12 protein-coding genes are annotated in these 12,542 nt (G+C 71.5%); 6 read left to right on the plus strand and 6 right to left on the minus strand.

What is annotated here, in order from left to right; translation table 11 throughout:
- Positions 1-279 precede the first annotated feature (279 nt).
- From AB0E77_RS24565 to glgX, 6 genes are all read right to left on the minus strand, one after another.
- Entirely contained in the window at positions 280-1,152 is an 873-nt protein-coding gene (locus AB0E77_RS24565; protein ID WP_361574017.1) for a LysR substrate-binding domain-containing protein, read from the minus strand.
- Between the two features lie 56 nt (positions 1,153-1,208).
- On the minus strand, positions 1,209-1,772 hold the full coding sequence (locus AB0E77_RS24570) for a low temperature requirement protein A (protein ID WP_361574019.1): 564 nt from the start codon (positions 1,770-1,772) through the stop codon (positions 1,209-1,211).
- Between the two features lie 30 nt (positions 1,773-1,802).
- Positions 1,803-1,985 (minus strand): SDR family NAD(P)-dependent oxidoreductase, encoded by a 183-nt coding sequence (locus AB0E77_RS24575; RefSeq protein ID WP_361574021.1) that lies wholly within the window; start codon positions 1,983-1,985, stop codon positions 1,803-1,805.
- A gap of 33 nt (positions 1,986-2,018) precedes the next feature.
- On the minus strand, positions 2,019-2,333 hold the full coding sequence (locus AB0E77_RS24580) for a nuclear transport factor 2 family protein (RefSeq protein WP_361574023.1): 315 nt from the start codon (positions 2,331-2,333) through the stop codon (positions 2,019-2,021).
- Positions 2,334-2,427: 94 nt separating this feature from the next.
- A complete protein-coding gene (locus AB0E77_RS24585; RefSeq protein ID WP_361574025.1) occupies positions 2,428-3,177 on the minus strand; it encodes an SDR family oxidoreductase in 750 nt (249 codons plus the stop codon).
- Between the two features lie 604 nt (positions 3,178-3,781).
- A complete protein-coding gene (glgX, locus tag AB0E77_RS24590) occupies positions 3,782-6,043 on the minus strand; it encodes a glycogen debranching protein GlgX (protein ID WP_361574027.1) in 2,262 nt (753 codons plus the stop codon).
- Between the two features lie 155 nt (positions 6,044-6,198).
- On the opposite strand from glgX, the gene AB0E77_RS24595 reads away from it, so the two are divergent.
- The 6 genes from AB0E77_RS24595 to AB0E77_RS24620 all read left to right on the plus strand — a co-directional run bounded on the left by AB0E77_RS24595 (position 6,199) and on the right by AB0E77_RS24620 (position 12,527).
- Positions 6,199-7,437 (plus strand): Ig-like domain-containing protein, encoded by a 1,239-nt coding sequence (locus AB0E77_RS24595; RefSeq protein WP_361574029.1) that lies wholly within the window; start codon positions 6,199-6,201, stop codon positions 7,435-7,437.
- Positions 7,438-7,678: 241 nt separating this feature from the next.
- Complete coding sequence (locus AB0E77_RS24600) at positions 7,679-8,851, plus strand: Ig-like domain-containing protein (RefSeq protein ID WP_361574031.1); 1,173 nt, start codon at positions 7,679-7,681, stop codon at positions 8,849-8,851.
- A 50-nt stretch (positions 8,852-8,901) separates the two neighbouring features.
- Positions 8,902-9,669, plus strand: coding sequence for an enoyl-CoA hydratase-related protein (locus AB0E77_RS24605; protein WP_361574033.1), 768 nt, complete (start codon positions 8,902-8,904; stop codon positions 9,667-9,669).
- 275 nt (positions 9,670-9,944) lie between these two features.
- Positions 9,945-10,448: an ATP-binding protein gene (locus tag AB0E77_RS24610; RefSeq protein ID WP_361574035.1), complete on the plus strand. Its 504-nt coding sequence runs from the start codon at positions 9,945-9,947 to the stop codon at positions 10,446-10,448.
- A gap of 100 nt (positions 10,449-10,548) precedes the next feature.
- Entirely contained in the window at positions 10,549-11,346 is a 798-nt protein-coding gene (locus AB0E77_RS24615; RefSeq protein ID WP_361574036.1) for a polysaccharide deacetylase family protein, read from the plus strand.
- On the plus strand, positions 11,346-12,527 hold the full coding sequence (locus tag AB0E77_RS24620) for a hypothetical protein (protein ID WP_361574038.1): 1,182 nt from the start codon (positions 11,346-11,348) through the stop codon (positions 12,525-12,527). Before AB0E77_RS24615 ends, AB0E77_RS24620 begins: the two co-directional genes overlap by 1 nt.
- Positions 12,528-12,542 lie beyond the last annotated feature (15 nt).

The raw sequence follows: 12,542 nt of genomic DNA on the forward strand, positions 1-12,542 counted from the left end.
CCGCCCACACCTCAATCCGACGACTCGCCGGCACCCCTGACGGCCCGCTGCCCGTACACCGACAGGCACCCTCCGTTACGGGTGTCAAGCCAACCGCCGGGACGGAGAAGCCCAAGCGCGCTCTACAAGTTGCAGAGGTACGAGGACATCGGCCCAGAACCACCTTGCTCGGCCTACGCCATGCTCTCACCAGGCCCCGGCCGCTGCGCCGGTACTGGACGAGGTGTCCAAGGCGGGCGGGCTCCTGCTCCTGATCGCTGACGGCGACGGCGAAATCCGTCAAGTGGCGGCGGTGAGGAAGGCATCTCTCGCGGGGCTGGTGGCCCGTGGGGAGTACAGGGCGTGCAGGGGCGCGTAGAGGGGTGGGTCGAGGGCGAGGATGCGTACGGCGCCGCCGGCGGCGGGGCCCGGGGGTGTGGTGACGAAGGCGAGGCGGTCGGTGCCGATGACAGCGGTGGCAGGTGGAGTGCCCTGGAGCGGTGTGCGTTCGGTACGGGGTTCGAAGCCGGCTGCGCGGCAGTAGCTGATGAGCAGGTCGGTGTAGCCGGAGTGGCCGGGCCGCCCCCAGACGATGAAGTGCTGGCCGGCGAGGTCGGACAGGGCCACGCAGGTGCGTGTGGCGAGGGGGTGGTTGGCGGCGACCGCGATGTTGAGGGGCTGGTGACTCAGGGTGGTGCGGGCCAGTCCGTGCGGTGGGGTCAGCGCGCGGCACAGTCCGATGTCGAGGTCTCCTGACAGGAGGGCTTCGGTCAGTTCGTGCGGGTAGCGCTGGTTGACGTCGGTGGCCAGGTGGGGGTGGGAGGCGGCCACCTGCCGCAGCAGGGGCATGACCTCCTCGCCGGTGACGGCCGGGGTGTGGCCCAGGCGCAGCGTCTCCTTCTCGCCGCGGCCGATGCGGCGGGCGCGCTGGAGGGCCGATCGCGCCGCGCCGCGCAGTACGCGGGCGTCCTCGGCCAGGGCGGTGCCGGCGGGCAGCAGCATCACGCCGGTGGCGGTGCGCTCCAGCAGGGGGACGCCCACTTCGCGTTCCAGGACGCGGATGGAGGTGGACAGCGCCTGCTGGGACAGGTGCAGGCGGGCGGCGGCGCGAGTGATGCTGCCCTCCTCGGCCACCGCGATCAGGTGCTCCAGCTTGTTCAGATCCAGGCCCACGGGTCAGCTCACCTCACCCAAACGCTGGCGGAAGACGGCGAGGTTCGCGGTCAGTGTCACGGTCCCATGCCCAGCACCGCCCGTCCCACACCGAGTGCGGGCGCGGCGAGGCCCAGGGCGAGCACCACAAGGGCGCCGGCCGCGACGAGCATGTTGTGCCCGACGGCGCCGGCGCCGGTCATGCGGTGCATAGCGTCGAGCAGCACCAGCGCGATCACCACGGGCACCGCCACGCTCAGCGCGGCGCCCCGACTGGACAGGTGAGCGTGGTGGGCGGTGGCGTCCAGTGCCGTCTCCAGGCCGGCGCCGATGGCGGCCAGGGCCGCGAAGACGCCGTAGTGCCCGTATCCCCTCACCAGGGCTGTGCGCAGGCTGGTCAGCGCGGCCTCGCTGCCGGTGAAGCAGATCCACCACAGGGCGAAGACGAGCAGCAGCCCGCCCACCGCGAGCAGCACGACGGGCCCGGACAGGCCGTGGCCGGTCACCGCCGACTGCACGGCCACCAGTGAGGCGAGGACGACCTCGCCGAGCACGGTGATCGTGAAGCAGCTGTGGCGTTCGGCGATGTGCCCCGGATGCCAGCTGGTGGCGCTCCCCCGGAACTCCGCCCACGCCGGCACCGCGAGCTCGGTCGCAGACGTCTGGCTCCGTCACCCGCAGATCCCCCCACGGTCTTGTGCGTACTGCTGTACGGCGGCGGCGTTCGCAGCGTTGTGGCCGGCGACATCGCGCATGCTCGCGTACACCGTGTGCCCGGCTCCTGCGAGTGTCTGTGCGGTCAGGCGGCCGATGCCGGTGGACGCACCGGTCACCAGTACGGTCAGCGGTGACATGGCAGCTCCGTAAATTGCCAGAGACCAGCGCGGTCAGGCTTGACCGGTCTCGAAACGGCCGATATGACCCCCGGTGACGGTGAAGACCCACCGGGTGCGCATACTGCCCCAGGTCGAGTTGGTGTAGGTGGCCGTAAGGGTACGGCCGTCGGCCGAGACGTCCTCGACGTCCATACGGCCATTCGAGGAGAAGATCTCGCTCTCCACCCATGCCCGCAGGTCCCGGTCGGTGCCGTCGTCGGACATCGTGGCGTCATCGGTGAGCGCCGCGAAAAACGCCTCCTTGTCGCCCGCGTTGACCGCGGCGATGAACGCGGCGACCGCTGGATCGGTCAGCTCGGCAGCCATCTCTTGTCTCCTGTGTGCCGGAGTCGGATACGAATCGCTCCCGCCCCGGGCCTGCCGCGCCAACGCAGGCGCGGTCGGCACCGGTGGCGCGGGCCTATCGGGTGGTGTAGCCGCCGTTGGCGAACAGCGTCTGACCGGTGATCCACCAGCCCTCGGTGGCCAGGAACCTGATCAGCGGGACGATGTCCTCGATGTGGGTGAGCTGGTTGCCCATGGCCTGCGACTTGTGGAACTGCACCCGCTCCGGCGTCTCCTGACCGTAGAAGAACGGCGTGTCCATCGGCCCCGGCGCCACCACGTTCACCGAGATCGACCGGTCGGCGAACTCCTTGGCCGCCGCCCGGGTGAAGTGCTCCAGCGGTGCCTTGCCGCCCGCGTAGGTGGAGTAGCCGTCGGTGAAGGCGGCCAGCAGGGACGTGCCAAGGCTGATGATCTTGCCGTGGTCGTTCAGGCGGCGCCCCGCCTCCTGGATGAAGAAGTACCCCGCCTTGGCGTTGATGCCGAACATGCGGTCGTACTCTTCCTCGCTGGTCTCCAGGATCGGCTTGCGCAGCACCATCCCGGTCGTGTTCACCGCGACGTCGACGCCGCCGAAGGTGTCCACCGCGGTGTCGAAGAGCCGCCGCACACTCGCCACCTCCGTCAGGTCCCCCTGCACGGACACCGCCTGCCCGCCGGCGTCCTTGATGGCCTGGACGGTCTCCTCGGCCTCCTTCTCCGAGGTGTGGTAGTGCACCACCACCTTGGCCCCGGCCTCGGCGAACGTCCTGCTGAGCAGCCCGCCCAGGTTCTTCTCGCCCCCGCCGATGACCGCGACCCTGTCCTTCAGCGTGTGCTCGGTCATGTCCGGCACCTCCTCATATCCGCCTCAGTGACCGGCTTGATCACTTCCATTTACGAGGCTAGGCAGGCATACCGGACGCCGGCCAACACAACCTATGCGTGGCCCCACAAACGTCGTCGATACCTGCTGGTCACACCACGTAGTCTCCGCTTGCGGGGGTCTGTGGACCACTGGCCCGTCGGCGTAGGCCGGCGAGCCCGGCGAGGTGCGTCTGCCATGCGGTGCGGGCCGGTACCCCGGTCAGGGCGAGGCCGGCGCGCGAGACAGCGGGCGGTGCCCCCACACTCACCGCACACCCGCCGGTTCCACGCCGACAGCGCCCAGACACCGGACGTGACGCATGGCCCCTTCCAGGTGCCGCCGGTGTTCGACGACTTCCTCCGTGACGGGACAGTCGGCCTGCCACGGCTTCTCAGGGCCGACGAAGTGCACGAGGGCGGCAGTCGGATCGGGCTTCGGTGACCGCGTGACGACCCGGCGCACCCAGTTCCCGCGTGCCAGGAATCGGCCGACCTCGAACCGGTTGAAACCACCGGCCACCGGGCGCACTCGGCCGGATCGCAGAAGCCACAGGTTCAGGGCGTCCTGGTCGTTGTGGAGGTCGTCAGCCGGCGACCCGGAGCAACAGCACCGTCCGCGCCGGCACCGTGACCGGCACCCCCGCCGCGTACTCCACGCCCGGCGCCTCGGCCTGCTCCTCCCGGCCGGTGTCCACGACGACCTCGTACCGCTCCGCCCACGGCGCCGCGGGCAGCGTGAACTCCACCGGACGGTCGCCGGCGTGCAGGACGGCCAGAAAGCTGTCGTCGGTGATCGGCGCCCCGCGCTCGTCCCGGCCGGGGATGTCCCGCCCGGACAGATACATGCCGAGGGTGGCGGCGGGGGCGTACCAGTCGTCCTCCGTCATCTCCGTGCCCCGCGCGGTGAACCAGGCCAGGTCGCGCAGGCCGTCCGCCGAATGGGCCCGGCCGGAGAAGAAGGCGCGGCGGCGCAGCACCGGATGCCGGTGGCGCAGCGCGATCAGCCGGGAGGTCAGCTCGAACAGGGGACGCCAGTCCGGGTCGTCCAGCAGGCTCCAGTCCACCCAGCCGATCTCGTTGTCCTGACAGTAGGCGTTGTTGCTGCCCCGCTGGGTGCGCCCCATCTCGTCGCCCGCGACCAGCATCGGCACACCGGTCGACAGCAGCAGCGTGGTCAGCAGGTTGCGCAACTGGCGCCGCCTGAGCGCCCGGACGTCCTCGTCGTCCGTCTCGCCCTCCACGCCGCAGTTCCAGGACCGGTTGTCGTCCGCGCCGTCCCGGTTGCCCTCGCCGTTGGCCTCGTTGTGCTTGCGCTCGTAACTCACCAGGTCGCGCAGGGTGAAACCGTCGTGCGCGGTGACGAAGTTGACCGACGCGTACGGCCGCCGCCCGCCCCAGGCGTACAGATCGCTGGAGCCCGACAGGCGGTAGCCCATCTCCCGCACGTCCGGCAGGGCGTGCCGCCAGAAGTCCCGCACGGCGCCCCGGTAGCGGTCGTTCCACTCCGTCCACAGCGGCGGGAACGCGCCCACCTGGTAGCCGCCCGAGCCGACGTCCCACGGCTCGGCGATCAGCTTCACCCGGCGCAGCACCGGGTCCTGCGCGATCACCGCGAGGAACGGGGAGAGCATGTCGACGTCGTGCATCGAGCGGGCCAGCGCCGCCGCCAGGTCGAAACGGAAGCCGTCCACGCCCATCTCCGTCACCCAGTACCGCAGCGAGTCGGTGATCAGCCGCAGCACGTGCGGCTGGACGACGTGCAGGGTGTTGCCGCAGCCGGTGTAGTCGGCGTAGCGGCGGGCGTCGTGCTGGAGGCGGTAGTAGCCGCGGTTGTCGATGCCCTTCAGGGACAGCGTCGGGCCCAGCTCGCCCGCCTCCGCCGTGTGGTTGTAGACCACGTCGAGGATCACCTCGATGCCGGCCGCGTGCAGCGCGCGCACCATCCGCTTGAACTCGCCGACCTGCTGCCCCGTCGTGCCGGAGGCCGCGTAGGCGGCGTGCGGGGCGAAGTAGCCGATCGAGTTGTAGCCCCAGTAGTTCCGCAGGCCCCGCTTCAGCAGATGGTCCTCGTGCGCGAACTGGTGCACCGGCAGCAGCTCGACGGCCGTCACGCCCAGCTTCACCAGGTGACCGACCGCCGCCGGGTGCGCGAGGCCCGCGTACGTGCCGCGCAGCTCCTCGGGGATGCCGGGGTGCCGCTTGGTGAATCCGCGCACGTGCAGCTCGTAGATGACCGAGTCCGCCCACGGCGTCTTGGGCCTGCGGTCGTCCGACCAGTCGTCGTCATCGTGCACGACGACGCCCTTGGGGACGTACGGCGCCGAGTCCCGGTCGTCGCGCACGGTGTCCGCCACATGCTGCTCCGGCCAGTCGCGGACGTGCCCGTACACCTCGGGCGGCAGCACGAACTCCCCGTCCACCGCCCGGGCGTACGGGTCGAGCAGCAGCTTCGCCGGATTCCAGCGGGCGCCCGTCCACGGGTCCCAGCGGCCGTGCACCCGGTACCCGTAGCGCCGGCCGGGCAGCACGCCCGGCACGAAGCCGTGCCAGATCTCGTGCGTCAGCTCGGTCAGCCGCACCCGCCGCTCCGCACCGCCGGGACCCGGCTCGTCGAACAGACACAGCTCGACCGCCTCCGCCCCGCCCGCCCACAGCGCGAAGTTGGTCCCGGCCACCCCGTCCGGACCCGTGCGGAACCGGGCGCCCAGCGGCACCGGCGTCCCCGGCCAGGCCTGCTCGGCGGGCGGCGGAGCGGCACGCCGCGCACCGTTCACCACGACGGCGGGGCGTCCGTCCTCGGCGGCCCGCTTCCCGGCCACCGCCTCCTGCTCGGCTGCGCTGGACACCTGTCAGCCTCCCACGGCTCATGGAACGACGTCCGGCAGGAGGGCGTGCGGCGTCCCGGCCGCTGCTCCCCGTCGCGTCGTCCTCCCCACTGTTCTGCCCACCCCATGGCTCGCACTCACGTTTCCCCAGGGCCGGCCGGTCGTTACGGGTGGATGTGAGGCACGTACAAGGGCGCGCACGGCGCGCGGGGGCCGCGCTGGCCGCCGTCATGACATGGGCAGTACTGCTGGCCGGGGCCGCCGGATGCACCTCGGGCGGCAGCGGCATCGGCTCCGGCATCGGGGAGGTGTTCGGCAAGCCGCCCGCCCCCGAGGACGTCATCCGCGTCACCCCGGCCGACGCGAGCAAGGACGTCCGGCCGGAGAAGAAGCTGTCGGTGCGGGTGCCCGAGGGGCGCCTGGAGTCGGTGAAGGTCGTCAAGTCGCAGGACGCGCAGGAGACCCCGGTGCCCGGCCGGATCTCCGCCGACGGGCTCAGCTGGCAGCCCGCCGACGACCGGCTCGCGCTCGCCGCGCGGTACACCGTCGACGCCGTGGCCCTCGACGGCCACGGGCGCCGCTCCGCCCGGCACACCACCTTCACCACGTACGTCCCCGAGGAACGCTTCATCGCGTACGTCGCCCCCGAGAACCGCTCGGTCGTCGGCACCGGCATGATCGTTTCACTGGAGTTCAACCGCGAGATCACCGACCGCGCCGCCGTGGAACGCGCCGTCTCCGTGACCGCGGAGCCCGCCACCGAGGTCCGCCCCCACTGGTTCGGCAAGGACCGCCTCGACTTCCGGCCCAAGGAGTACTGGAAGCCCGGCACCGAAGTCACCGTCGACCTGAGGCTGCGGGACGTCGAGGGCGCCCCGCGGGTCTACGGGCTCCAGCACAAGACGTTCTCCTTCACCGTCGGCCGCAGCCAGGTCTCGCGGGTCGACGCGGTCGAACGGACCATGGAGGTGCGCCGGGACGGCACCCTGATGGCCACCGTGCCGATCACCGCCGGGGCACCGACGACGCCCACCTACAACGGCAAGATGGTGATCACCGAGCTGCTCGACGTCACCCGCATGAACAGCCGCACGGTCGGCTTCGGCGGCGAGTACGACATCCCCGACGTCCCCCACGCCATCCGCCTGACCAGCTCCGGAACCTTCCTGCACGGCAACTACTGGGCGCCGGCCGACACCTTCGGCCGGGCCAACGTCAGCCACGGCTGCGTCGGCCTGCGCGACGTCAAGGGCGGCGGCTCCGACACCCCGGCGGGCTGGTTCTTCGACCGCAGCCTGATCGGCGACGTCGTCGAGGTCGTCCACAGCAAGGACAAGACGGTCGCCCCCGACAACGGTCTCGGCGGATGGAACATGAACTGGAGGACGTGGACGGCGGGCAGCGCCGTGCGGTGACCGGCCCGTGTTCCGGGCCCCACGGCGCCAACTCGGTACGGAACAGTGACAATTCCCCTGGCTGCAACGCCCCTGGCCTGCGGTTACGATGCGCCGGTGCGCGAGTGCGCGCACTGGGGCGCGGGCCGGACCAGGCCCGGCGAGGGGAGACAAGGTGAGCGTGCGTCCGATATCGGGGACGTCGTCGGCCGGCATCCGGGGGCGGAGCGGCAGGGGAACACGCAGGGGGCTGCCGGCGCTGATGCTCGGCGTGCTTCTGGCGGTGAGCGCGTGCGGCGGGGGCGGCGCGGATCCGGGGTCCGGGGACGGCAAGGGCGGCGACGCCAGGGACTCCACCGCCGCACAGAGCAAGCAGTCCGAGGCGGTCGTCACCATCACCCCGGCCAACGGGGCGAAGGCCGTCGACACCAGCGGCACCCTCAAGGTCGCCGCGGCCAAGGGCAGGCTCACCGAGGTCGTCGTCAAGGACGCCGAGGGCGACCCCGTCGCGGGCAAGATATCCGGGGACGGCGCCACCTGGACGCCGTCCACCCACCTGGCCGCCGCCACCGCCTACTCCGTGCACGCGGTCGCCAAGGACGCCGAGGGCCGCACCGCGGCGGAGGACTCCCGCTTCACCACGCTGACGCCGAAGAACACCTTCACCGGCACCTTCACCCCCGAGGACGGCTCGAAGGTCGGCGTCGGCATGCCGTTCTCGATCCGCTTCAGCCGGGGCATCACCCACCCCGAGGACGTCGAGAAGGCCATCCGCATCACGACCGAGCCGGCCGTCGAGGTCGAGGGCCACTGGTTCGGCAACGACCGCCTGGACTTCCGCCCGGAGAAGTACTGGCAGGCCGGCACCAAGGTCACCGTCGACCTCGCCCTCGACGGCGTCGAGGGCCGCGAGGGCGTCTACGGCAAGCAGGCCAAGACCGTCTCCTTCACCATCGGCCGCAAGCAGGTCTCCGTCGTGGACGCCAAGAAGCACACCATGCAGGTCGTGCGGGACGACAAGGTCCTCAAGACCGTCCCCGTCACCACCGGCGCCCCCGGGTACGAGACCTGGAACGGCCAGATGGTCATCACCGAGAAGCTCGCCGTGACCCGCATGAACGGCGAGACGGTCGGCTACGGCGGCGAGTACGACATCAAGGACGTCCCGCACGCCATGCGCCTGTCCACCTCCGGCACCTTCATCCACGGCAACTACTGGGGCGGAGACGCCTTCGGCAACCGCAACGCCAGCCACGGCTGCGTCGGCCTGCGCGACGTGCAGGGCGGCTGGGACGGCAAGACGCCGGCCGCCTGGTTCTTCGACAACTCGCTCATCGGCGACGTGGTGGTCGTCAAGAACTCGAACGACGACACCATCGCCCCCGACAACGGCCTCAACGGCTGGAACATGCCCTGGGAGCAGTGGAAGGCCTGACGACGCCCCGCGAGTGCCGCGACCAGTGAACGCCCGCTAACCTGCGGAGCATGACCGTACACCTCGAAGTCGCGGACGGCGTCGGCACGCTGCGCCTGGACCGTCCGCCCATGAACGCGCTGGACATCGCCACGCAGGACCGGCTGAAGGAGCTCGCCGAGGAGGTCACCCGGCGCGACGACGTGCGCGCCGTGGTGATCTACGGCGGCGAGAAGGTGTTCGCGGCGGGCGCGGACATCAAGGAGATGCAGGTGATGGACCACGCGGCGATGATCGCCCGGGCCCGTGCCCTCCAGGACTCCTTCACCGCGGTGGCCCGCATCCCCAAGCCGGTCGTCGCCGCCGTGACGGGCTACGCGCTCGGCGGCGGCTGCGAACTCGCCCTCTGCGCCGACTTCCGCATCGCCGCGGACAACGCCAAGTTCGGCCAGCCCGAGATCCTGCTCGGCCTGATCCCCGGCGCGGGCGGCACCCAGCGTCTGTCCCGGCTGGTCGGCCCCTCCAAGGCCAAGGACCTGATCTTCACCGGCCGTCAGGTGAAGGCCGACGAGGCGCTGACGATCGGCCTGGCCGACCGCGTGGTGCCCGCCGCCGAGGTCCACGAGCAGGCGCACGCCTGGGCCGCCCGCCTCGCCAAGGGCCCCGCGATCGCGCTGCGCGCGGCGAAGGAGGCGATCGACACCGGTCTGGAGACGGACATCGAGACCGGTCTCGCCGTCGAACGCAACTGGTTCGCGGGCCTGTTCGCCACCGAGGACCGCGAGCGCGGCATGCGCAGCTTCGTGGAGGAGGGCCCCGGCAAGGCCAAGTTCGTCTGAGCCGGCACCACCACCCCCTCGCAGTTGACGTGATGTCTGATACGGGCCCCTCGGCGGAGCGGTTCATGGCAGCCTTAACGCACCATTAAGCGTGCCTTGTCGAGGGAGTCCGTCGATTGTCTCCGGCCGAGCGGTCCGCGCAGGTCAGCGACGCTGTCCGCGGTCCCGAACTGCCCCTGGCACATGCCACGCGCCTCCCCCGGGGCTCCGGCTCTGCGCCGGCGCATTCCCCGGGAACGGCCCCGGAGTCCGCCGAGGGCGGCCATGATGGGGGCATGGCGGGGCTGGAGGGTACGGAACAGCCGCGGGGAGCCGGACGTGCGACCGCGGCGCGCTGGTCGCCGGCGGTCGAGGACGAACACGCGCTCAAGGCGCTGGAGCTGTACGGCAACCCGACGGAGTGTGACGTTCCGTTACCGTCCCGCCCCGAGTCCGCCGCCATCGCCCGCCGCCTGGCCCAGGTGGTGGCCCTGCGCCAGTGGCATCTGTCACCCAAGGTGACCGAGGACACCGTCCTGCTCGTCTCCGAACTGGTCGGCAACGCCGTGCGCCACACCGGGGCCCGTGCCTTCGGCCTCCACATGCGCCGCCGCCCCGGCCGGATCCGCGTCGAGGTCCGCGACCCCTCCCGCGGACTGCCCTGTCTGATGCCGGTCCAGGAGACGGACATCAGCGGACGCGGACTCTTCCTGGTCGACAAGCTGTCCGATCGCTGGGGAGTCGATCTGCTGCCGCGCGGCAAGACCACCTGGTTCGAGATGCGGGTCACGGACCGCTGAGCCCACGGTGCGCCGCCGTTCGACGAGGGGGCGCCCGGGAGACCGGCCGCCGTTCGGGCGAATCGCGAGGTTTCGGGCATAACGCCCCTTAAATGGTGCGGTGACCACGACCGACCGCCGAACCGCACTGACCGCGTGCGCCGGAATCGTCGCCGCGGGCGCGCCGATCACCGGATGCGGCACGAAGGGCGCCGCCGCCCACCCCGCCGCACGTCCCTCCGGCTCACCGTCCCCGCCGCCCCGCACGTCCCGTGCGCCCACCGTCCGCACCGCGCCCGAGCCCCGCCGCTTCCCCGGCCGCCCCGTGCAACTCGCCCACGGCCCCCGGAACCGCCCCCGCGTCGCCCTCACCTTCCACGGCCAGGGCGACCCCGCCACCGCCCGCGCGATCCTCACCGAGGCCGAACGGCACGGCGCCCGCGTCACCGTACTGGCCGTCGGCACCTGGCTGGACGCCCACCCGGAACTGGCCCGCCGCATCCTCGACGGCGGCCACGACCTCGGCAACCACACCCAGCACCATCTGGACGTCAACGCCATGACCGAGGCGGAGGCGTACGCCGAGATCACCGACTGCGCCCGGCGCCTGCGACGCCTCACCGGCTCCATCGGCACCTGGTTCCGGCCCTCCCGCGCCGCCCGCGCCTCCCCGCTCGTCGAACGGCTGGCCGTCCGCGCCGGCTACCCGCACGTCCTGTCCTACGACGTCGACTCCCTCGACTTCACCTCGCCCGGCGCCCCCGCCGTCACCCGCACCGTGCTCGATGCGGTGCGCGGCGGGTCCGTCGTGAGCCTGCACTTCGGCTACGCGGACACGGTCGCCGCGCTCCCCGGCCTGCTGCAAGAACTCGACCGCCGCGGACTGCACGCGGTGACCACCACGGAGCTGATCGGCTGATGCACGCCCGAACCCTCACCCGCACCCTGATCGCGGGCCTCGCCCTCGCCGCCCTCGCCGCCTGCGGCGACGCACAGCAGCAGTCCGGCGGGACACCCCCGAGCATCCGGGCCGCCAAGGCCACCCCCGCCGAGCGGGGGCCCGCCGTCGACGGCCTGCCCGGCATGCCGCCCGTCCTCGACCCGAAGGACGTCTACGCCGCCGACCGCCCGAACAAGCTCTCCCCGGTGGTCAGGGACTTCCCCTCCCGGGTCTACGTCCCCAACACCGAGTCCGACACCGTCACGGTCATCGACCCGAAGACCTACAAGGTCATCGAGACCGTCCCGGTCGGCCGGCAGCCCCAGCACGTGGTGCCGTCCTGGGACCTCAAGACCCTGTGGGTCAACAACGACAAGGGCAACACCCTCACCCCCATCGACCCGCGCACGGGCGAGGCGGGCGAACCGGTCGACGTCCACGACCCGTACAACCTGTACTTCACCCCCGACGGCAAGTACGCCGTCGTGATGGCCTCCCTCGACCGGGAACTGGTCTTCCGCGACCCGCACACCATGAAGGTGAAGAAGACCGTCCCCGTCACCTGCTACGGCGTCAACCACGCCGACTTCTCCCTCGACGGGCGCTACTTCATCGTCTCCTGCGAGTTCAGCGGCGAACTGCTCAAGGTCGACACCCGCGCGATGAAGGTCGTCGGCCGGCAGAAGCTCCCCTTCGACGGCGCCATGCCCCAGGACGTCAAGATCTCGCCCGACGGCAGGAGGTTCTACATCGCCGACATGAAGGCCGACGGCATGTGGGTGCTCGACGGCGACACCTTCGCCACCCCCACCCTCCTGCCCACCGGCAAGGGCGCCCACGGACTCTACGTCGGCCGCGACTCCCGCGAGATGTACGTCTCCAACCGGGGCGAGGGCACCGTCTCCGTCTTCGACTTCAGCCGTGACGAACTCACGAAGAAGTGGCGCCTGCCCGGTGGCGGCAGCCCCGACATGGGCGGCGTCTCCGCCGACGGCAAGGTCCTGTGGCTCTCGGGCCGCTACGACGCCGAGGTGTACGCCATCGACACCCGCACCGGCGAACAGCTGGCCCGCATCAAGGTCGGCCAGGGCCCGCACGGCCTCGCCGTCTACCCGCAGCCCGGCCGCTACTCGCTCGGCCACACCGGCATCTTCCGCTGACGGCAAGGGGGTTCG

Source organism: Streptomyces sp. NPDC032940 (assembly GCF_040636935.1).
In the GTDB taxonomy this organism is placed as follows: domain Bacteria; phylum Actinomycetota; class Actinomycetes; order Streptomycetales; family Streptomycetaceae; genus Streptomyces.